The 20,981-nt window shown below is 68.0% G+C and carries 19 protein-coding genes and 1 tRNA gene; 6 read left to right on the top strand and 14 right to left on the bottom strand.

The window, feature by feature from the left end; all coding sequences use genetic code 11:
* Positions 1 to 70 precede the first annotated feature (70 nt).
* The 5 genes from LXN01_RS07180 to aceE form a co-directional block, all read right to left on the bottom strand.
* Positions 71 to 322 carry an acyl carrier protein gene (locus LXN01_RS07180; protein WP_236863942.1) on the bottom strand — a complete coding sequence of 84 codons (252 nt, stop codon included), beginning with the start codon at positions 320 to 322 and terminating at the stop codon, positions 71 to 73.
* A gap of 161 nt (positions 323 to 483) precedes the next feature.
* Complete coding sequence (locus LXN01_RS07175; RefSeq protein ID WP_236863941.1) at positions 484 to 1,485, bottom strand: beta-ketoacyl-ACP synthase III; 1,002 nt, start codon at positions 1,483 to 1,485, stop codon at positions 484 to 486.
* A gap of 20 nt (positions 1,486 to 1,505) precedes the next feature.
* Positions 1,506 to 2,426 (bottom strand): ACP S-malonyltransferase, encoded by a 921-nt coding sequence (locus LXN01_RS07170; RefSeq protein ID WP_236863940.1) that lies wholly within the window; start codon positions 2,424 to 2,426, stop codon positions 1,506 to 1,508.
* 38 nt (positions 2,427 to 2,464) lie between these two features.
* Positions 2,465 to 3,721 carry a PucR family transcriptional regulator gene (locus LXN01_RS07165; RefSeq protein ID WP_236863939.1) on the bottom strand — a complete coding sequence of 419 codons (1,257 nt, stop codon included), beginning with the start codon at positions 3,719 to 3,721 and terminating at the stop codon, positions 2,465 to 2,467.
* Positions 3,722 to 3,896: 175 nt separating this feature from the next.
* Complete coding sequence (gene aceE / locus LXN01_RS07160; protein WP_236863938.1) at positions 3,897 to 6,656, bottom strand: pyruvate dehydrogenase (acetyl-transferring), homodimeric type; 2,760 nt, start codon at positions 6,654 to 6,656, stop codon at positions 3,897 to 3,899.
* Between the two features lie 227 nt (positions 6,657 to 6,883).
* Between aceE and LXN01_RS07155 the strand changes: the two genes are divergently transcribed.
* Genes LXN01_RS07155 through LXN01_RS07145 form a run of 3 tightly spaced genes read left to right on the top strand, consistent with a single transcriptional unit; the run spans position 6,884 to position 8,226 of the window.
* Positions 6,884 to 7,330, top strand: coding sequence for a DUF3052 domain-containing protein (locus LXN01_RS07155; protein WP_236863937.1), 447 nt, complete (start codon positions 6,884 to 6,886; stop codon positions 7,328 to 7,330).
* A 12-nt stretch (positions 7,331 to 7,342) separates the two neighbouring features.
* Positions 7,343 to 7,792 carry a redoxin domain-containing protein gene (locus tag LXN01_RS07150; protein ID WP_236863936.1) on the top strand — a complete coding sequence of 150 codons (450 nt, stop codon included), beginning with the start codon at positions 7,343 to 7,345 and terminating at the stop codon, positions 7,790 to 7,792.
* Positions 7,793 to 7,830: 38 nt separating this feature from the next.
* Positions 7,831 to 8,226 (top strand): HIT family protein, encoded by a 396-nt coding sequence (locus LXN01_RS07145; RefSeq protein WP_236863935.1) that lies wholly within the window; start codon positions 7,831 to 7,833, stop codon positions 8,224 to 8,226.
* A gap of 183 nt (positions 8,227 to 8,409) precedes the next feature.
* On the opposite strand, the gene LXN01_RS07140 is transcribed toward LXN01_RS07145, so the two are convergent.
* Positions 8,410 to 8,486 (bottom strand) — tRNA-Pro (locus tag LXN01_RS07140).
* 266 nt (positions 8,487 to 8,752) lie between these two features.
* Between LXN01_RS07140 and LXN01_RS07135 the strand changes: the two genes are divergently transcribed.
* On the top strand, positions 8,753 to 9,241 hold the full coding sequence (locus LXN01_RS07135; protein ID WP_236863934.1) for a TetR family transcriptional regulator: 489 nt from the start codon (positions 8,753 to 8,755) through the stop codon (positions 9,239 to 9,241).
* 84 nt (positions 9,242 to 9,325) lie between these two features.
* Here the strand turns inward: LXN01_RS07135 and LXN01_RS07130 are convergent, their stop codons facing one another.
* Both LXN01_RS07130 and LXN01_RS07125 read right to left on the bottom strand, forming a co-directional pair.
* On the bottom strand, positions 9,326 to 11,326 hold the full coding sequence (locus LXN01_RS07130) for a vWA domain-containing protein (protein WP_236864113.1): 2,001 nt from the start codon (positions 11,324 to 11,326) through the stop codon (positions 9,326 to 9,328).
* A gap of 9 nt (positions 11,327 to 11,335) precedes the next feature.
* Complete coding sequence (locus LXN01_RS07125; protein ID WP_236863933.1) at positions 11,336 to 12,775, bottom strand: magnesium chelatase ATPase subunit I; 1,440 nt, start codon at positions 12,773 to 12,775, stop codon at positions 11,336 to 11,338.
* Between the two features lie 74 nt (positions 12,776 to 12,849).
* Between LXN01_RS07125 and LXN01_RS07120 the strand changes: the two genes are divergently transcribed.
* Both LXN01_RS07120 and LXN01_RS07115 read left to right on the top strand, forming a co-directional pair.
* A complete protein-coding gene (locus tag LXN01_RS07120) occupies positions 12,850 to 13,842 on the top strand; it encodes an MsnO8 family LLM class oxidoreductase (protein ID WP_236863932.1) in 993 nt (330 codons plus the stop codon).
* A 38-nt stretch (positions 13,843 to 13,880) separates the two neighbouring features.
* Positions 13,881 to 15,356 carry a TIGR01777 family oxidoreductase gene (locus tag LXN01_RS07115; protein WP_236863931.1) on the top strand — a complete coding sequence of 492 codons (1,476 nt, stop codon included), beginning with the start codon at positions 13,881 to 13,883 and terminating at the stop codon, positions 15,354 to 15,356.
* Between the two features lie 10 nt (positions 15,357 to 15,366).
* Here the strand turns inward: LXN01_RS07115 and LXN01_RS07110 are convergent, their stop codons facing one another.
* From LXN01_RS07110 to ectA, 6 genes are all read right to left on the bottom strand, one after another.
* Complete coding sequence (locus LXN01_RS07110) at positions 15,367 to 15,807, bottom strand: pyrimidine dimer DNA glycosylase/endonuclease V (RefSeq protein WP_236863930.1); 441 nt, start codon at positions 15,805 to 15,807, stop codon at positions 15,367 to 15,369.
* A gap of 93 nt (positions 15,808 to 15,900) precedes the next feature.
* A complete protein-coding gene (gene ectB / locus LXN01_RS07105) occupies positions 15,901 to 17,172 on the bottom strand; it encodes a diaminobutyrate--2-oxoglutarate transaminase (RefSeq protein ID WP_236863929.1) in 1,272 nt (423 codons plus the stop codon).
* 361 nt (positions 17,173 to 17,533) lie between these two features.
* Positions 17,534 to 18,433 (bottom strand): ectoine hydroxylase, encoded by a 900-nt coding sequence (thpD, locus tag LXN01_RS07100; RefSeq protein WP_236863928.1) that lies wholly within the window; start codon positions 18,431 to 18,433, stop codon positions 17,534 to 17,536.
* Positions 18,434 to 18,526: 93 nt separating this feature from the next.
* Complete coding sequence (locus LXN01_RS07095; RefSeq protein WP_236863927.1) at positions 18,527 to 18,925, bottom strand: ectoine synthase; 399 nt, start codon at positions 18,923 to 18,925, stop codon at positions 18,527 to 18,529.
* Positions 18,926 to 18,971: 46 nt separating this feature from the next.
* Positions 18,972 to 20,240, bottom strand: coding sequence for a diaminobutyrate--2-oxoglutarate transaminase (ectB, locus tag LXN01_RS07090; RefSeq protein ID WP_236863926.1), 1,269 nt, complete (start codon positions 20,238 to 20,240; stop codon positions 18,972 to 18,974).
* A 180-nt stretch (positions 20,241 to 20,420) separates the two neighbouring features.
* Positions 20,421 to 20,942 (bottom strand): diaminobutyrate acetyltransferase, encoded by a 522-nt coding sequence (gene ectA / locus LXN01_RS07085; protein WP_336885243.1) that lies wholly within the window; start codon positions 20,940 to 20,942, stop codon positions 20,421 to 20,423.
* Positions 20,943 to 20,981 lie beyond the last annotated feature (39 nt).

The raw sequence follows: 20,981 nt of genomic DNA, 5'->3' as shown, positions 1-20,981 counted from the left end.
ACCTCGTCGAATCGTTGGAGCGGTGTCACGGGGCGGCCGAACAGTGCCGGCCGCCCCGCACAGGGAAGCGTCAGGCCTGCTGTGCCTTGACGATGTAGTCCACAGCGTCCTGCACGGTGACCAGGTCTTTGACATCGTCGTCCGGGATCTTGACGCCGAACTTCTTCTCAGCATTCACCACGATGGTCATCATCGAGATCGAGTCGATGTCGAGGTCGTCGGTGAAAGACTTGTTCGCCTCGACGGCGTCGGTCGCCAGTCCGGTCTCTTCGTTGACGATCTCTGCCAGTCCCGAGAGGACTTCGGCTTCGGTGTGTGCCATTTTCCTATTCCTTCTTTCTGATGGTGGTCCGCAGGAGTGACCTTCTCGGACCTTTCATGGAACGTGATTCGACGATTGTCCCGTCAGAATCCTACGTCATCGGCGATATCCGGGCCCGAGGCGCCGCACAGGGACATCCGGGGACGCGGGCCGGATCGAGCTCAGGGCAGGATGACGACCTGTGCGCCGTAGACGAGCCCGGCACCGAAGCCGATCTGCAGAGCGAGACCGCCGTGGAGCTCCGGGTTCTCGCGCAGCAGCCGCTCGGTCGCCAGCGGAATCGACGCCGCCGAGGTGTTGCCGTTGTCGGCGATGTCGCGCCCGATCTTGACCGTGTCCGGGATCTTGAGCTGCTTGGCGAGCTCGTCGATGATGCGCATGTTCGCCTGGTGGGGGATGAATGCCGCCAGGTCGGCGGCAGTGACCCCGGCTGCGTCGAGTGCCTGCTGCGCGACCTCCGCCATGTCCCAGACTGCCCACCGGAAGACGCTCGGTCCGTCCTGGCGGAGCGTCGGGAACGGCCCCGGGGGATCGTTGCGCAGCTCCAGGAAGGAGTTCGTCATGCGGATGGTCTCCCAGTTCTCGCCCTTCGAACCCCACACGCTCGTGCCGATGCCCGGCGTGTCGGAGGTCGAGACGATGACCGCGCCCGCGCCGTCGCCGAGGATGAAGGAGATCGAGCGGTCCGTCGGGTCGATGAAGTCCGAGAGCTTCTCCACCCCGATGACGAGGATGTTGTCCATCGTGCCGGAGCGGACCAGCGCATCGGCCTGCGCGATGCCGTAGCAGTATCCGGCGCAGGCCGCGGAGATGTCCCACGCGGGGACGGGCCCTGTGCCCAGCCGGGCGGTGAGCGCTGAGGCGGCGGACGGGGTCGCGTACGGGAACGTCACCGTCGCGATGATGACGCCGCCGATGTCCGAGGGCTTGAGGCCGGCGTTGGCGATCGCCTCGGTCGCGGCCTCCTCGCACATGTCGAGGACGCCGACGTCAGCACCGGCGCGGTTGCGGGTGATGATTCCCGTCCGCTGCCGGATCCACTCGTCCGAGGAGTCGATCGGGCCGACGAGATCTTCGTTGGGCACGGAGTGCTCGGCGCGATATCCGCCGATCCCGGTGATCCGGGAGAACGCGTCGGTGCTGGTGGTCTGCAGAGTTGGCATAGCTTCAATCTCCTCCTTGGTCACGCCTGCGCGTGGGACTGCACGAATGCGCGAGCGGCCTCGAGGTCGTCCGCGGACTTCAGGGCAAGGGTCTCGACACCCTTCATGGCACGTTTGGCCAGGCCGGTGAGCGTCCCGCCGGGGACGAGTTCGATGAGCGCGGTGACGCCCATGTCGAGCAGCTGCTGCTGGCACAGATCCCAGCGCACCGGGTTCGTGACCTGATTGACGAGCAGGTCGAGGTATTCGGATCCGGAGTCGACCCGGCGGCCGTCGGCGTTCGTCAGGATCGAGATCTCGGGATCGTGCGGGGAGAGCCCGGCGGCAAGCTCCGACAGCGGCTGCTGCGCGGAGGCCATGTATTCGGTATGGAAGGCTCCGGCGACCTTGAGCGGGATCACGCGCGCTCGTTCGGGTGCATTCGCCACGAGTCTGTCGATGTCCTCCAGCGACCCGGCGGCGACGGTCTGGCCGCCCCCGTTGACGTTCGCAGGTGCCAGGCCGGCGGCCTCGATGGCGGCCAGCACTGCTTCCGGCTCGCCTCCCACGACGGCGGCCATGCCGGTGGGGGTGGCGGCCGATGCTTCGGCCATCCCGGTGGCGCGCACGCGCACGAAGTCCATCGCCGCCTCGGCATCGAGGATCCCGGCGAGCTGTGCGGCGGCGATCTCGCCGACGGAGTGGCCCGCGATCACCTGAGGAAGCGGCTGGTCGGCGAAGAGCTCGCGGAACGCGGCGATCGCACTGGCGACCAGCAGCGGCTGGGCGACGGCAGTGTCCTTGATGGTCTCGTCATCGGATTCCGTGCCGTGGCGGCGCAGGTCGATGCCGGAGGATTCGGTGAGTTCGTCGATCGTCGCGGCGAACCCCGGCAGTTCGAGCCAGGAGCCGAGGAAACCGGATTTCTGAGCGCCCTGACCCGGGCAGGCGATGACAAGCACTGGTGTTCTGATCCTATCGGTCGACGTTCGTGTCCAACTTAGGGCAATAGCGGGTGGGCAACAGGGGATTTGTCGGCTCCCGACAACTGACCGGCTTCGGACAGTCGCCCGTACACCAAGGCGATCCGGACCACGAAGCCCGCGCGCGCCTCGGTCGGATCGAGGCCGATCAGGCCGGTGATCTTGCGGAGCCGGTAGCGCACCGTGTTCGGATGCACATGCAGGGCCTTGGCGGTGGCCTCCAGGGAGCCGCCGAACTCGAGGTAGGCGGCGACGGTGTCGAGGAGCTGGCCGCTGCCGGCCCCGAGCGGTTCATAGAACCGGGTGACGAGCTCGCGCACCGCGCTGCGATCTCCGGCGATCGCCCGCTCCGGCAGCAGGTCGCCGGCATGGACCGGCCGGGGAGTCGCCGGCCGGGCGGCTGCTGTGCGCAGCGCCCACACGGCCGCGGACGCCGAGGTGCCCGCCTCCGCGAGCGAGCTGACCTGCGGGCCGATCACCACCTCGGCGGGACCGAAGTAGTGGCACAGGGCCGCGGCAGCCTGGTCGATGTCCTGCACTCCGCCGAGGACGATGAGCAGCCGGTCGTCGTGCACTCCGAGCAGCGCATCCTCGGCCCACTTCTGCGCCGAACGGCGGATCTCGTCGATGCTCTTGTGCGCGCTCCGCCGAGGCGCCAGCCCGACCAGCACGTGGACCGTCCCCTCGGAGCGCCAGCCGAAGGCCGCGGTGCGGCTGGCGAGCTCGTCGACGGAGTCGCCGCGGACGAGCGCGTCGATGACCATCGCCTCGAGTCGGGCATCCCAGCTGCCTCGCGCCTCGGCGGCGCGCGCATAGACATCCGCGGCGGCGAAGGCGATCTCCCGGGAGTAGATGAGGACGGCCTCCCGCAGCTCGGGCTGCTCGGCGGGCCGGGCGAGTTCGCCGACGCGCTCCTCGACGACCTGCACGACGACGCGCAGCAGCTGGAGCGTCTGCTGCAGGGACACGGACCGCACCAGGTCTCGCGGTGCCGATTTGAAGATGTCGCCGACAACGCGCAGCGGCGTCTGCGGGTCGCGATACCAGTCGATGAACGACGAGATCCCCGAATCGGCGAGCACGACCACCCAGCCGCGATCAGCCGAGCTCATCATCCGGAACCAGGGGAGCTGGGCCTCCAGCCGCTGCAGAGTGAGCTTGGACAGCATGGCCTGGCCGGCCTTGAGGCGTCGGCTGGTCTCCAGGCGACCGCGAGTGGCGGCCGTCCGGGCATCGGAGACGGTACTGCTGTGCGCGTCGACGGGGGAGGGCATGCGCTCCACTGTAGCGCCAAAACCACAAAAGATTTGTGTTTCGGGCACAAAAACGGGGCGTGGGAATTCCCACGCCCCGCTCCCGGTGCTCACGTGCAGCCGCCCCGGCCGTGCTCGCGGCACCAGCACCCGCTTCCGATGGCAGGTCCCGCCCGGAAGCGCCCAGCCCGCCGGCTCAGGCGCCCGCGCCCTCGGTCGATCCGGTGGCGCCGGCCCGCGGGTCGTCGAGCTGATACTTCTTCGACGCCTCGGCGGCCACCTGCGGGTCGAGCTGGCCCAGGTCGGCAAGGCTGATCAGGGCCTGCACGACGACCGACGGGCCGTCGATGAGGAAGTGCCGACGTGCGGCCGGGCGGGTGTCCGAGATCGCAAAGCCGTCGGCGCCCAGCGACGTGAAGTGGTTCGGCACGTACTGGCGGATCATGTCCGGCACGGTCCGGGTGTAGTCGCTGGTGGCGATCACCGGGCCGCTGGACTCGGCGAGCTTACGCGTGATGTACGGGATCCGCTTCTCCGCGGCGGGATCGAGGAGGCGCTCGTCGTCGCACACCAGGCCGTCGCGGCGCAGCTCCTGCCACGACGTCACGGACCACACGTCCGCGCTCACGTTCCAGTCCTTCTCCAGCAGCTCCTGGGCTTCCAGGATCCACGGCAGCGCCACACCGGAGGCGAGCAGCTGCACCTTGGGTCCGTCGAGCTCAGGACCGTCCTTGAGCTTGTAGATGCCCTTGAGCACGCCTTCGACGTCGAGGTTCTCCGGCTCCGGCGGCTGGTGCATGGGTTCGTTGTACATCGTGATGTAGTACATGACGTTCGGGTCTCGGCCGTCCTCGGGTCCGTACATGCGCTCGATGCCGTCGCGGATGATGTGGCCGATCTCGTAGGCGTAGGCCGGGTCGTAGGAGATGACCGACGGGTAGGTCGAGGACAGGACGTGGGAGTGGCCGTCGCCGTGCTGCAGGCCTTCCGCGACCAGCGTGGTGCGGCCGGCAGTGGCGCCGAGGATGAAGCCGCGAGCCATCTGGTCCCCGGCTGCCCAGAAGAAGTCACCGGAGCGCTGGAAGCCGAACATCGAGTAGAAGATATAGAACGGGATCATCGGCTCGCCGTGCGTGGCGTACGAAGTGCCGGCCGCGGTCAGCGCCGCGGTCGAGCCGGCCTCGTTGATTCCCATGTGCAGCAGCTGGCCGTCCGTGGCCTCCTTGTACGCGAGAAACAGGTCGCGGTCCACAGAGATGTAGTTCTGCCCATGCGGGTTGTAGATCTTCGCGGTCGGGAAGAAGGAATCCATGCCGAAGGTGCGGGCCTCGTCCGGGATGATCGGCACGACGCGCTTGCCGAACTCCTTGTTGCGCATCAGGTCCTTGAGGATGCGCACGAAGCCCATCGTGGTGGCGATCTCCTGCTTGCCGGAGCCGCGCTTGGCGACCTCGTAGTCCTTGTCGTCGGGCAGGGTGATGTCCACGTACTTCGAGCGGCGCTCCGGCGTGAACCCGCCGAGCTCGCGGCGCCGGTCGAGCAGGTACTTGATCTCGGGCGCGTCCTCGCCGGGGTGGTAGTACGGCGGCAGCTTCGGGTTCTCCTCGAGCTCCTTGTCGGAGATCGGGATGGAGAAGTGGTCGCGGGCCATCTTGAGGTCCTCGAGCTGCATCTTCTTCATCTGGTGCGTGGCGTTGCGCGCCTCGAAGTGCGGTCCGAGCGAGTAGCCCTTGACGGTCTTGACGAGGATGACCGTGGGCTGTCCGGTGTGGTTGAGCGCCGACTTGTACGCGGCATAGACCTTGCGATAGTCGTGGCCGCCGCGCTTGAGCTGCCAGATCTGCTCGTCGCTGTAGTCCTCGACCATGGCCTTGGTGCGCGGATCACGACCGAAGAAGTTGTCGCGGACGAAACCGCCGTTCTCGCCCTTGTAGGTCTGGTAGTCGCCGTCCGGAGTGGCGTTCATGAGATTGACCAGAGCGCCGTCACGGTCCTGAGCCAGCAGGGCGTCCCATTCCCGGCCCCAGATCACCTTGATGACGTTCCAGCCCGCGCCGCGGAAGAACGCCTCGAGCTCCTGGATGATCTTGCCGTTGCCGCGCACCGGGCCGTCCAGGCGCTGCAGGTTGCAGTTGATGACGAAGGTGAGGTTGTCGAGCTCCTCGTAGGCCGCGGTCTGGAGCATGCCGCGGCTCTCCGGTTCGTCCATCTCGCCGTCGCCGAGGAAAGCCCAGGTGTGCTGCTGGGAGGTGTCCTTGATGCCGCGGTTGTGCAGGTACTTGTCGAACTGCGCCTGTGCAATCGCATTCATCGGGCCGATGCCCATCGAGACGGTCGGGAACTCCCAGAAGCCGGGCAGCTGGCGGGGGTGCGGGTAGGACGGCAGCCCGTCGGGCTTGCCGTCGATGTGGTGGGACACCTGCTGCCGGAAGCCGTCGAGCTGGTCGGCGGTCAGCCGTCCCTCGAGGTAGCCGCGCGCATACATGCCCGGCGAGGCGTGACCCTGGTAGAAGATGTGATCGCCGCCGCCGGGGTGGTCCTTGCCGCGGAAGAAGTGGTTGAGCCCCACCTCGTAGAGAGTCGCCGCCGAGGCGTAGGTGGAGATGTGCCCGCCGACCTCGATTCCCGGTCGCTGCGCCCGGTGGACCATCACGGCCGCGTTCCAGCGGATCCACCGCCGGAAGCGCCGCTCGACCTCTTCATCGCCGGGGAACCAGGGCTCGGCGTCCGGGCCGATCGTGTTGACGTAGTCAGTGGCAGTGAGGCTCGGGACGCTGATGTCGTTCTGCCGAGCACGCTCCAGGAGGCGCAGCATCACGTAGCGGGCGCGGGTCCGTCCGCCTGTCGACGTGAGCGAGTCGAGGGAGTCCAGCCATTCCTGTGTCTCCTCGGGATCGATGTCCGGAACATGGCTGGGGAGACCGTTGAGAATCGGTCCGCGGTTCTGCTTGTCCACTGCGTGAGTCCTCTCGGTTCGACGGTGTGCCGTCGGCGGACGGTGAGGCAGTCTGCGCTCGGTGCCGGCGTTGGGCGGCCGCGCGCGGGGACAGACCTCAGGGGTTGGTCCCAGCCTAGGACAGATTGCGCCTGCGTGGCGAAGGATGCGAAGGACCAAGCACGACCACCCGCAGAATTCGGGCGTGGGCATTTGCTCACCAGCGCACATGCGCCGACAATGTGCTCATGAGCACTTCTCCTTCCGAAAGGACAATGCACCCATCCGGACAGGGTTCCGGTGACATGGCGACCAAGCTCGGGCTTCGCGCCGGTCAGTACATCCAGGAGATCGGGTACGACGAGGACGTCGACTTCGACCTGCGTGAGGCCATCGAGGCGATCACCGGGGAGGAGATGGCCGATGAGGACGTCGACGACGAATTCGACGTCATCATCATGTGGTGGAGAGCCGACGATCCGGACCTGACCGATGGACTGGTCGATGCCCAGGGCACCCTGGCCGAAGGCGGCAGGCTGTGGCTGCTGACGCCCAAGGCCAGCCGGCCGGGTCACATCCCGCCGGCCGACATCTCGGAGGCCGCACCGACAGCAGGAATGCACGTCACCAAGACCGTCAGCGTCGCTTCCGACTGGTCGGGCTTCTGCCTGGTCGGCAAGAAGAACTACAGCTGAGCGGCGGACTCGATGGCAGGTCTTCCGGTCGGCGCCCCGGCTCCCGATTTCTCCCTCTCCTCCCAGCACGGCGAGGAGCTGGTGCTCAGCGAACTGCTGCAGGAGCAGAGGGTGCTCCTCGTCTTCTACCCGTTCGCCTTCTCCCCGGTGTGCGGCGGAGAGATGGATCAGCTCATCGGCCTGAATGATCGCTTCGCCGAGGCGGAGATCAGCGTGATCGGGGTGTCCGTCGACTCGAAGTACGCGCTTCAGGCGTGGTCCGAGCAGAAGGACATCCCGTTCCGGCTGGCCGCGGACTTCTGGCCGCACGGCAGGGTTGCGCGGGAGTACCGCGTGTTCAACGAGGACAACGGCATGGCCGTGCGGGGCACATTCCTCATCTCCCAGGACGGAGCCGTGGCGGCCACCGTCGTCAATCCGCGGACGGAAGCCCGCGATTTCACCGAGTTCCTCCCGGCGTGAGACACGATCTGCCGGACCGAGAGAAAGGCACTGAAGACGTGGCAAGCATCTTCACCAAGATCATCAATGGGGAGATCCCCGGAGCATTCGTCTACCAGGACGACTACTGCGCGGCATTCCTCGATGTGGAACCCATGACCGAAGGCCACGTGCTCGTGGTCCCGCGCGAGGAGGTCTCCCACTGGGTCGACCTGACCGACGAGCTCGCCGCGCATCTGCTGTCGGTCGCCAAGCGCATCGGCGCAGCGCAGATGGCGGCGTTCGACTGCCAGCGGATCGGGCTGCTGATCCAGGGCTACGAAGTGCCGCACGTCCACATCCATGTCTGGCCGACCAACTCCGTCAGCGACTTCAATCCGGCCAACAAGGGACCGATGGCCGAGCAGGAGACGCTGGCCGCCGTTGCTGAGAAGCTCAGCGCCCGGATCGAATGATCCCGCGGATGCGCCGCTGATCCGGTTGACGCGGTGCTGATTTTCTCGGATGCGGTGCTGATCCGGTTGATGCGGTGCTGATTTCGCGGAGGCGAGAAGCTCTTCGCCGACAACAGCCCCGCAACCGGATCCGGTTGCGGGGCTGTTCTGTTCGATCTCACCGTCCGCTGACGGACTGCGGGTTGGTCGGGATAGCGGGATTCGAACCCACGACCTCCTCGTCCCGAACGAGGCGCGCTACCAAGCTGCGCTATATCCCGATTGCGAAGCAAGAACAACTATAGCCACAGCCGGTGCCTCGGGCCAATTCGAGCCGGTCCTGCGGGGCCTGTTCGTGACCGGAATCACCTCCTGGTGAGGCACCGAATCCGGGCCCGCGCTGGTTGCAGAAGCCGTCGGCTGGTCGGCGGCTCTGATAGGAATGAGGGGCGCAGCGTCGGGAAGCAGTGAGCAGCAGCTCCGGTGGCGGCTTCCCGAACACCGACAGCAGGTCCGCGCACCGACAGCAGGGGAGGACACGAGCCCGTTGACACTGACCCCGGAGTCGATCGTCGACACCTCGCTCGAGGTGCTCTCGCAGTTCGGCATGGGCGACCTCTCGATGCGCCGTCTTGCCCGCGAACTTCAAGTCCAGCCCTCGGCCCTCTACTGGCACGTGAAGAACAAGCAGGAGCTCTTCGTACTCATCGCCCAGCGATTCACCGCGGAGGTCGACGCGCGCTGCCCCGCGAGCGCCCGACCGACTCCGGCGGTGACCTGCCTGGCTCTGCGCGACGTGCTGCTGGCGTATCGGGACGGTGCAGAGATCTTCACTCTCGCGTACTCGCTGCAGCCCGAGACCGTGATCCCGGAGGCGCTGGCAACGGCGCTCGAGTCGCAGAGCCTCGCAGTGCTCTTGAGCTTCGTGCTGGGTCAGCTCATGATCGAGCAGAACCGGTCTCTGCTCGACGTCGCCGATGATTCGGCCGAGGACACGTTCGCCGCCGGCCTGACCGCGCTCCTTCGGGCGACGTAGCTGCCGATCTGAGCAGCTGCCGACCCGGGGGTGCTCCGGCAGGCGAGGTGAGCTCCCGGCCCGAGCTCGATGCGGGGGCACCGGTCAGAGCAGATCCTCCGTCTCGCCGGCCCCGGCCCGGCCCTTCCGGCCATGCCCCGCCAAGTACTCGCTGACGACGGCAGGCGCGAGGTCGGACGGATCCGGGGCGACGACCCGCGCATCCGCCCGCCGCGCCAGCGCATCCAGGAATCGTGCCAGGCCGGGTTCATCGCCGAGGCGGAAGAAGGTGACCTTCGTGCCGCGCCGGGCGACCCGGTCCAGCTCGGTGACAGTCGCCTCGAGGGTCTCCGCGTCCGGCGGGTACCAGAACCACGACTGGCCGTCGGGCAGCAGGTGGGCCGTGGGCTCACCGTCGGTGACCACCAGCAGCACCGGCTGCATCGTCGGGTGGCGGCGGAAGAAGCGGTTGGCGAGGATCAGCGCATGGTGGAGATTGGTGCCCTGCTCGCGAATGGACGGCAGTGCGGTCAGCTCGGCGATGTCCACCGTCTGCGCCAGCCGACTGAAGGTGATCAGCTCCAGCGCATCGCCGCGGAACCGGGTGGACACCAGGTGATGGAGCGCGAGCGCCATCCGCTTCATCGGCAGCCAGCGCCCCTCGGCCGCCATCGAGAACGAGGTGTCGGCCAGCAGGGCCACCGCCGCCTGGGTGCGCGCCTCGGTCTCCACGACCTCGATGTCGCCCACCTGGAGCCGCACTCCCCGGCTCGCGTCCCCGCCTTCGGCGACGGTCCGGTGGACCGCGTTGGCGACGCTGCGGGAGACGTCCCACGGCTCGAGGTCACCGAACTGCCATTCTCTGGTCGCGCCGGTGGCTTCGCCGCTGGTGCCGATGTTCCTGGTGTCGCGCTGACCGTGCCGGCCGGACAGCTGCCGGGCGGCGTCCTCGAGCAGCGACTTGCCGAGGCGCCGGATCGCCTGGGGCGACAGCCGCAGCTCGCCGTCCGGGGCTCGGGTCAGATATCCGTCCCTCCGCAGAGCCTGTTCGATCTCCGACAGCGCCTGCGCCGAGACCGCGGCCGAGGGGCCCAGCTGCCGCGCGAGGGCCTCCAGGTCGATGTCGTCGAGACTGGATCCGCTGTACGTCTGGGCCAGCTGCTCGGCGAGGGCATCGAGTTCGGCGATGTCCGACAGCGCGGCCAGGCCGAGCCCCTGTCCGCTTCCCTCGCCCTCCTCACCGGTCCAGTCCTCGCCGGGCCGCAGGGCCTGGAGGTTCTCGTCCAGTCGATCGAGCTGCTCCATGAGCTCCGGCGAGCCGAAGGCCTGGGCCGACAGCTGCATGAGCTCCTCGCGCTGCTCGGGAGTCATGGAGTTCAGCATCCGGCTCATCGCGGCGGCCCGCTCGGCCAGCGATTCGATGAGCTCGTCGATGGTGCGCGGGTTCCCCGGGAAGTACTGCCCGAAGGCGGCCATGAATTCCTCGAAGTCGGCCTGCGTGGCCTGCCCGCGCCGGTGCTTGTCGAGCAGCTCGTTGAGCGCACGGAGCATCTCCTGCGCCGCCGCGCGGTCCGCGTCGGTGGCGTTCTCAAGCGCTTCCTTCATCCCCTCGAAGCGCTGGTCGAGCATCTCTCGGCCGAGCAGGTCCTGGATCCGCTCCGCGGCTTCTCGCGCGGTCGTGGACTGCCAGTCGTAGTTCTCCAGCTCGCGCAGCGCGGCCGGCGTCGAGTCGGGGAGATTCTCCAGCAGCATCTCCCGGAACGCCCGGTCGGTGTCGTCCATCCGGATGTCGCGTGCCAGCTGCTTGCGCTCCTCGGTCACGGCGGTGTCCAGAAGACGTCTGATCTCCTCCAGCGTCGAGTCAAGACTGTGCCGCGACATCAGCTCCTGCCTGCGCCGCTGCACGCGCCCGGCCAGGTCGTCGAGCCCTTCGCGGTCGGACCCGCCTTTGCGGAGGTATTCGCGCAGCGCATGCTCGGGAGAGTAGCCGGCCATGACGTCCTCGGCGACGGCGTCCAGGGCCTCGCCCAGGTCGACCGGCGGGGCGAGCGGGTCCGGTCCTCCGATGTACTTCCCGTAGCGGGTGGAACGGCGGCGCGGCGGCATCATCGCCTCCTATCCGTAGACGGTGTCCCCGTCGGCGGACTCCTTGGAGATCCGCCGTGCGAGGTACAGGCCTTCGAGGGCGAGCTCGATGGCTCCGGCCCGACGGCCCTCGGATCCCGCGCTCAGCCGAGCGCAGATCTGGTCGTAGAGGGTCTGCACCTGCCCGGCGGCCGGATCATCGTGGTGGACCAGCCCTTCGCCGACCCGCACGGGGAGCTCCGGCAGGTCCGCCAGGAGATCTCGCGCGGGAGTCTCCGCGCCCGTGGTGATCACCGTGTGCCCGTCGAGGGCGCTGACGAGCGGTTCGAAGTCCAGGCCCCGGAAACGGGTGCGCACCGCCTCGGCCGTGGCGCGCCGCAGCAGGTGGACGAGGATGTCGCGCTCGCGCCCCTCCTCGCCGGGCTCGAACTCGACCTTCCCGCCGAGCACGTCGAGAGCGGAGTCGAGGTCGACAGGGCGGGCGACCGGTGTGTCCTCGCCGTACAGCGTTGCGCGTCGCAGCGCCGAGGCCGCGACTGTCTCCGCACCGGCGATCGCGAATCGCGCAGACACCCCTGAGCTCTGATTGACGGCGGCGGATTCTCGCAGGCTGCGGGTGAAGCGGGCGATGATCTCCAGCAGGACGGGCGGAACGTCGGCGACCAGGTAGGCCTCCTGCTCGATCACCGCGACCTCCGCGGCCAGCTCCCTGGGATAGTGGGTGCGCACCTCGGCGCCGAACCGGTCCTTGAGGGGCGTGATGATGCGCCCTCGGTTGGTGTAGTCCTCAGGGTTCGCCGTGGCGACCACCAGGACGTCGAGGGGCAGCCGCAGCACGTAGCCGCGGATCTGGATGTCGCGCTCCTCCATGATGTTGAGCATCGCAACCTGGATCCGCTCGGCGAGGTCGGGCAGCTCGTTGATTGCGATGATGCCGCGATTGGAGCGCGGGACCAGGCCGTAGTGGATCGTCTCCGGATCCGACAGCCGTCGCCCCTCGGCCACCCGGATCGGGTCGACGTCGCCGATCAGGTCGGCCACCGAGGTATCCGGGGTCGCGAGCTTCTCGACATAGCGCTCGGAGCGGTGCCGCCAGCTGATCGGCAGCCCGTCGCCCTCGGCACGCAGCCGATCCCGGGATGCCTCCGTGATCGGGGCGAACGGGTGCTCATTGAGCTCCGATCCGGATATCACCGGTGTCCACTCGTCGAGCAGACCGGACAGTGTCCGCAGCAGCCGGCTCTTGCCCTGTCCTCGCTCACCGAGCAGCACCACGTCGTGGCCGGCGATCAGCGCGCGCTCCAGCTGCGGCACGACCGTGGTCTCGAAGCCGTGCAGGCCCGGCCAGGGATTTTCGCCCGCGGCGAGGAGGGAGAGCAGGTTCTCCCGGATCTCGTGGCGCAGATCCCGGTAGACGTGCCCCGCCGCGCGGAGCTCTCCCAGCGTGCTGATGAGAGGCAGATCACTCACACAGCCATCGTAGACCGGAACACCGGCGGCTGGAACAGGGAAATATTGCGTCCGGCGGCACCGTTGCCCCTGATATGACTGTGCTCCCCGTGTCCGTCCTCGATCGCGCCAACTCCCGCACGGGTGAATCGGAATTCCGCGCGCTCCGCCGGGTGATCGCCCGCGCCCAGCATGCGGAGAGGCTGGGCTTCCACCGATTCTGGGTCGCCGAGCACCACGGGGTACCCGGCATCGTCGGTTCGGCGCCCACGGTGCTCATGGCCTCAGTCGCCGCTCGCACGACGAGCATCCGCGTGGGATCCGGGGGAGTGATGCTCCCGGCCCACCAGCCGATCGTCGTCGCGGAGCAGGCGGCGACATTGGAGGCCCTCCATCCCGGTCGGATCGACCTCGGTCTGGGTCGTTCCCTCGGCTTCACGGCCGCGGTGCGGGCGGCGCTCCGCCAGGACGCCGATGCCGCCGAGCGGTTTCCGGACGATCTCAGCGAGCTGCTCGGCTACCTGCGCGGTGAGGCCGCTGTCTCCGCTCGTCCGCAGAACCGGGCGGCGACTCCGGTCTACCTGCTCGCCACGGGTCGCGGGCTGGACCGCGCGGCGCAGGCGGGACTGGGTGTCGTGCTCGGCGGCCCGAGCCTGTTCAGCCGAGCAGACCGGGACGAGCATCCGGGGATCGCACGGTACCGTCGGGAGTTCCGCCCATCGCCGTTCGCCGAAAGACCGTTCGTCATGGTCGCCGCCAACATCGCGGTGGCGGATTCGCGACAGGAGGCTCGCGAGCTGCTTCTGCCCGAGGCGTGGGCGCTGGTCGCATCACGCTCCACCGGGGAGTTCCCGCCGCTGCAAAGCGCTCAGCAGGTACGCGAGCTGAAGAGGACCGACCGCCAGGACAGGCGGCTCGGGGACCACCTGGAGACCGGCATCGCAGGGAGTCCCGCTGAGGTCCGCGCCGAACTGGAGGCGCTGATCGAGTTCACCGGCGCTGATGAGCTGCTGGCCACAGGAGGCATGTTCGACGTCGAGGCGCAGGCGAGATCGGACGAGCTGCTCATCGCCGCGCTCAGCGATTGACTGCTGAATCTCGGACCAGAATCTGGAAGAGTCTGCACATGGCGCATTTCTCGCACTCGGCAGTCGTGGCCCACCCGCTCGCTGAAGTCTTCTCCTGGCACCAGAGGCCCGGAGCTCTGACCAGGCTGAGCCCCGAGTGGGCGCAGGAGGTGGTCGCTGAGGCCCACCCGCCGCTGGCGCCGGGTGCCCGAGCGCATCTTCGCACCTCGCTGCCCGGCAGTCACGGCGTCCTCCGAGTGCCTTTCGTATCCGAGCACGCGGCCGGGCCGAGCGAGCATTCCTTCGTCGACCGGATGGTGCGCGGACCGCTCCGGTCCTGGGAGCACACGCACACCTTCGCCGCAGCGGGTCCGGACGCCGGTGCAGCCGGGCAGGGATCAGGGGAATCGGACTCCGGGAATGCGTGCCTGATCACTGACGACATCGACTACCGGCTGCTGCCCGCAGCGGCATCCGGCCTGCTCGGGATCGAACGTGCGCTCATGGAGCCCACCCTTCAGGCCACCTTCCTGGCGCGCAACGATCGACTGGCCGCCGACCTCGACTACCAGCAGCATCTGCGCGAGGTCGGCGGACCCGAAAGTCTCAGCATCCTCATCGCCGGCGCGTCGGGGACCATCGGCCGGCAGGTCGCCGCGCTGCTGTCCACCGCCGGCCACGAGGTGCGACGGCTGGTGAGACGGCGCGCCCGGCGCACGGATGAGGTGTCCTGGGATCCCGGTCGCGGATACCTCCGGCCGGACGAGGTGGCGTGGGCGGACGTGGTCATCCACCTCGGCGGTGTTCCGATCGCCACCCGGTTCACCCCGGCCGCGAAGGACAGGATCCTCAGCTCCCGCGTGGACAGCACCCGGCTGCTCGTCCTCGCCATGGCCGAACTGCCGCCCCAGGACAGGCCTCGGGCCTTCATCTGCGCGTCCGGGATCAACGCGTACGGAAGCAGCCGCGGCGACGAGACCCTGACCGAGCAGGCGGAGTCGGGTGACGGGTTCCTCGCCGAGGTGTGCGCGCGTTGGGAGAGCGAGGCATCTCGCGCCGCCGACCTCGGGGTGCGCTGGGTGTCGGTCCGGACGGGAGTCGTCCTCACGTCGCTGTCCGGGTTCCTCCGGCTGCAGCTGCCGCTGTACCTCGCCGGACTGGGCGGTCCGCTCGGCTCGGGACGGCAGTGGCTGTCATGGATCTCGCTGGATGACATCGCCCGGATCTACGCCCGGGTCGCCGTTGACGCGGAGCTCACCGGGCCGGTGAACGCTGTTGCGCCCGGTCCCGTGCGGCAGCGGGAGTTCGCGGCGGTGCTCGGGCGCCTCGCACATCGGCCCGCCGCCCTGTCGGTGCCCGACATCGGACCTGCCGTGCTGCTGGGCAAGCAGGCGGCCGAGGAGCTCGCACAGGCCGATCTGCGGGTTGCGCCGGCGCGGTTGCAGGCAGCGGGGTACCGCTTCCGCTACGCGGACCTGCCGCAGGCGCTGGCGGCCACCGCAGGCTTCAGCACCACCGGAATCGTTCCGGAATGACCGCCCCCGCCTACGGCCGCTCCCAGTCCGCGACGGGCCCGTCGACCGCGAGCATCATCGGATGCAGCAGAGGCGGGCCGGCGTCCTGGCCTCTCCGGGAGAGAGCCACGGCCTGCTCCGGGCTGCGGACACGCAGCTTCGCCATCAGGTGGCCCCACTCGAACTCCGCCTGGCCGATGGGGACGGTGAGGCGGGCCGCGGGGTCCGATCGCTCGACGAGGGACCGATTGAAGGAATACCCGCGCCGCTGCGCCTCGTCGGCAATGCCCGCGAGATAGGCGCCGATGCCGCCGGCCGGGTCCGGCAGGGCCCGGAAGCGGGTCAGCTGCGGATGACTGCGGTAACCGCGGGTCCGCTCCAGCAGAACCGCCTGGGCCAGCAGGGATTCGCGCCAGCAGGCCGTCAGTCCCTGGCGGTCGAGGTAGGACGGGTGCAGGGACCAGATGCGCATCGGCCCAGGATAGCCGGTGCTGATCCCTCGAAATGCTGCCCGGAGGACTGAGCGCGCGCCGGCGCTGCGAGGCGAATCCGGCGCGCGTCACTGTCAGGCGTCGGCCGCCAGCTCCGGGGACCGGACGACCTGCCGCACCGCTTCGGTGAGGATGTCGAGACCACGCTCGAGCTCTGCCGAGGAGATCGTCAGCGGCGGCATGATCTTGACGACTTCATCCGAAGGCCCGGAGGTCTCGACCAGCAGGCCCCGAGCATAGGCCTCAGCGGCGATCCGCGTGGCGTGCTCGGCGTCCTCGAACAGCAGGCCGGCGAGCAGCCCGCGGCCGCGCACACATGAGCCCTCCACGCTCTGGGCGATCTCCTCGAGCCGGCTGTGGAGCGCGGCGATGGTGTCGCGCAGCTCGTTCTGGAACTCGTCGTCGGCCCAGTAGTGCTCCAGCGCCGCCGTCGCGGTGACGAATGCCGGGTTGTTGCCGCGGAAGGTGCCGTTGTGCTCCCCGGGGGACCACACATCGTGCTCCGGTTTGAACAGCGTCAACGCCATCGGCAGACCCGAGCCGGAGATCGACTTCGACAGGCACACGATGTCCGGAACGATTCCGGCGTCCTCGAAGCTGAAGAAGGTCCCGGTCCGTCCGCATCCGGCCTGCACGTCGTCGACGATGAGAAGGATCTCGTAGCGATGGCACAGCTGCTCGAGGCGCCGCAGCCACTCGGCGCGAGCCGCCCGCAGCCCGCCTTCGCCCTGCACGGTCTCGACGATGACTGCGGCCGGGGTGTCGATACCCGAACCGGAGTCCTGCAGCGCCCGCTCGAGCCAGACCAGGTCGGACATCGCGCTGTCGAGGTACTCGTCATAGGGGATGACCGAGGTGTTCGTCAGGGGTACGCCCGCGCCTCTGCGCTTCATCGAGTTGCCCGTCACCGACAGCGAGCCCAGCGTCATGCCGTGGAAGCCGTTGGTGAATGACAGGATATGATGCCGGCCGGTGACCTTCCGAGCGAGCTTGAGCGCGGCCTCCACGGTGTTCGTCCCAGTCGGTCCCGGGAACATCACCTTGTAGTCCAGACCGCGGGGACGGAGGATGAGCCGCTCGAAGGTCTCCAGGAACCTCCGCTTCGCGGGTGTCTTCATGTCGAGCGAATGGAGCACACCCCCGGACTGCAGGTATTCGATCAGCGGCGCGATCACGACCGGGTTGTTGTGGCCGTAGTTCAGAGCACCGGCACCGGAGAAGAAGTCGAGGTACTCCTTCCCATCCGTCGTGGTCTGGATCGCTCCGGACGACTTCGCGAATTCTGCGGGCCAGGAGCGAGGGTAGGCACGGACCTCGGATTCCAAGGTCTCGAAGACGTCGTTCATGTGTGGCGTGTCCCTTCTTGATCGCCGACCTGCCGGCTGCCGGCAATCGGTCTCGTGCCCGATTCCATCAGGTGTCGCACGTCGGTGTGGCAGCGCGTGAACCGGGAGCGTCTGCAGTGACCGCTTGTGGTCTCAGCAGGTGAAATCGAGTCTAGGAGGACGATCGGGCGCGGTGCGGGGTGCGCTCCGAAGCATGTGGTTATCCAGCCGGCGCTGTTCGAAGTCTGCGGGTTTCCGCGCGGGAGCGTCCGCTCGCGCGGTCCGGAAAAGACAGGCCCCGCCTCGCAGCACGTGCTGCGAGGCGGGGCCGAACCGGCTTGTTCGCGGCTTCTGAGAGCTTCCGGGTGCGGGAGCCCCAGGGTCAGCCTGCAGGGGTGAAGTCCCGGGCTCCGATGAAGGACGGGCGCGGTCCGGGGGCAGAGAAGGGCTCGACCGCGGTGTTCTCGACGCTGTTGAAGACGATGAACACGTTCGAGCGCGGATAGGGCGTCACGTTGCCATTGGAGGCATGCATGCAGTTGCAATCGAACATCACCGCACCGCCGGCCTCGCCTTCGAGCACGTCGATGCCGTACTCATCGGCGAATCTCGTCAGGGTGGCCTTGTCGGGTGTTCCTGCTCCCTGCATGACCAGCGACTTCTGGTAGTTGTCCGCCGGCGTCTCACCGCTGACGGAGATGTACTTGTGGTGCGAACCGGGCATGATCATCAGCGGTCCGTTGTACGAGTAGTTGTCGGTCAGCGAGATCGAGATGCTCACGGTCCTCATCCGCGGTAGTCCGTCCTCGGCGTGCCAGGTCTCGAAGTCGGAGTGCCAGGAGAACTCCTTGCCTTCGAACCCGGGCTTGAAGTTCACCCGCGACTGGTGGATGTAGACATCGGACCCCAGCAGCTGGCGGGCCCGGTCCACGACCCGCGGGTCGTTCGCGATGCGGGCGAAGACATCGCTGACCCTGTGAATCTCGAATATCGAGCGCACCTCGGCGCTCTTCGTCTCGATGACAGTCCGCTCGTCCTCGCGGATCTTCGGGTCGGCGGAGAGCCGGGCCAGTTCTTCCTTGAGCTGGGCCACCTCCTGCGGGGTGATCAGCTGATCGATCGTGAGATAGCCCTTGTCCTCGTACCCTCGGAGGACGACCGCGGCCATCGGCCCGTCGGCTTCGCTGCCGTACACGACCGGATCCTTCCGATCGAAGACCGTGCCCGGGCCGGAAACCCGGGTGGGGTAGAGGTCAGCTGTGGTGCTGGTGTGAACAGTCACTGCCTGCTCCTTTCACTGCTTAGGTGCTCTTCTGGTTCCCAGACCCGGAAGAGCCCGGTCAGCGGGGCTGATCGGGCTCTTCGGACCGGAGGCTCAGGTGTCGGCGTCTTCGGTGACGAGGGGATACACGCCGTTCTCGTCGTGGACTTCACGTCCGGTCACCGGCGGGTTGAAGACGCATGCCATGCGCAGCTCGGTCTCGGCGCGCACGGTGTGCTTCTCATGACCGTTGAGCAGGTACATCGTGCCGTCGCGCAGCTCGTGGACCTCTCCGGTCTCCTCGTTGGTCAGCGTTCCCTCGCCCTGGACGCAGTAGACCGCTTCGATGTGGTTCTGGTAATGGAACGTGGATGTGGTGCCCGCGTAGATGACGGTGTCGTGCAGCGAGAACCCGACGCCCTCCTTCGCCAGCACCATGCGACGGCTGCGCCAGGTGTCCGACTTGATGTCGCGGTCGGTGTCGTTCAGGTCGTTGAGGTTGACGACGAGCAAGATGTCTCCTTGGTTGCGGTCGGTTGTGGAAGCCGTGGATCGGCGCTCAGGCGGTGGCGAGTTCGGGGGAGCGGACAACTGTGCGGACGGCGGTCGTCAGGATATCGAGACCGCGCTGGAGCTCTGCCGAGGAGATCGTCAGCGGCGGCATGATCTTGACGACCTCATCCTCGGGCCCGGAAGTCTCGACCAGCAGTCCGAGCCGATACGCCTCGCCGGCGACCCGCTCGGCGTGGGCCGGGTCCTCGAACAGGAGTCCGGCCAGCATCCCACGCCCGCGCACGCTCGCACCCTCCACGCTGTCGGCGATCTCCCCGAGCCGGGCGTGCAGCGCGGCACTGGTGTCGGCGACCCGGTTCTGGAACGAGTCGTCGGCCCAGAAGGTCTCCAGCGCCGCGGTGGCGGTCACGAAGGCCGGGTTGTTGCCGCGGAAGGTGCCGTTGTGCTCCCCGGGGGACCACACATCGAGCTCGGGCTTGAACAGGGTCAGCGCCATCGGCAGGCCCGAGCCGGAGATCGACTTGGACAGGCACACGATGTCGGGAACGATGCCCGCCTCCTCGAAGCTGAAGAAGCTGCCGGTGCGCCCACATCCGGCCTGCACATCATCGACGATGAGCAGCACCTCGTAGCGCTTGCACAGCTCGGCGAGGCCGCGCAGCCATTCCGCGCGGGCTGCGCGCAGCCCGCCCTCGCCCTGCACGGTCTCGACGATGATCGCGGCGGGACGGTCGACCCCCGAACCGGAGTCCGCGAGAACGCGCTCGAGCCACAGGAAGTCCGTCGTCTCGCCGTCGAAGTAGTCGTCGTAGGGGATCTTCGAGGCATTGGTCAGGGGGATTCCGGCCCCCTGCCGCTTCATCGAGTTCCCGGTGACCGACAGCGAGCCCAGCGTCATCCCGTGGAACGCGTTCGTGAAGGACAGGATGTGCTGGCGGCCCGTGACCTTCCGGGCGAGCTTGAGGGCCGCCTCGACCGTGTTCGTGCCCGTGGGTCCGGGGAACATCACCTTGTAGTCGAGCGCCCGGGGCTTGAGGATGAGGCGCTCGAAGGTCTCGAGGAAGCGCCGCTTGGCCGGGGTCTTCATGTCGAGCGAGTGGAGGACCGCTCCCGACTGCAGGTAGTCGATCAGCGGCTCCATCACCGCCGGGTTGTTGTGACCGTAGTTGAGCGCGCCGGCGCCGGAGAAGAAGTCGAGGTACTCACTTCCGTCGATCGTGGTCTGGACGGCGCCGGAGGCGGTGGCGAACTCGGCCGGCCATGACCGGGAATAGCCGCGCACCTCGGATTCCAGTGTTTCGAAGACGTCATTCATGAAGGTCATCCCTTTCTGAGGATCGGTCCGCCGGGGGCCGGATGTCGGCCTCTCGGCCGGAGAACCGAGGCGTGGGACGGGCGGGTGCCCGGGTCACGCGAGTTCTGGGTGCGTCCGCCGCGGCTGGAGGCGGAGGGCGCAGTCGGGTGGGCTGGGTGTCGATTGCACAGGAGTCGAACGTCAGGCCGCGGCGGTGCGCAGCGGAGCGATTTCGTAGAGGTATTCGGTGTCGTGGCCGTCGGGGTAGTGCTCCGGAGTGAACAGCGCGGCGCGCCGCCAGTCGGCGCCGTGGCGATCGGCCAGGCCGGTGAACAACCGGTGAGAGGCCGCGTTGTCATCGGTGATGGTGGTCTCCATGCGCGTGGCTCCGGTGCGCCTCACGAGCTCGTCGAGCATGGTTCCGGCGAGGCGCTGCCCCCGGAACTGCGCGCTCACCGCCACCTGCCAGATCATGAGAGTGTCCGGGGCCTCCGGGCGCAGGTACCCGGTGACGAATCCTGCGGGCTCGTCACCGACTTCCGCGATCACCGAGGTCGCGGCGAAGTCGCGGCACCACAGCAGGTAGGCGTAAGAGGAATTGAGGTCGAGAACTTCGGTGTCACGAGCCAACGTCCACATGTGCTGTCCGTCGTCCACATTCGGCACGCGCAGGTGGGCGCTGATCGTCGCTGTTGTCGGCGGGTCTGCGATTGCTGAAGTCACGCCATTCAACCTAGCGAGCTGAGCCAGGTCTTCAACCTG

Origin of the sequence: Brevibacterium daeguense (genome assembly GCF_021729135.1) — a bacterium.
Classification (GTDB): Bacteria; Actinomycetota; Actinomycetes; order Actinomycetales; family Brevibacteriaceae; genus Brevibacterium; species Brevibacterium daeguense.
Note: the sequence above shows the minus strand (reverse complement) of the source record. Positions and strands in the feature narration are given on the sequence as shown.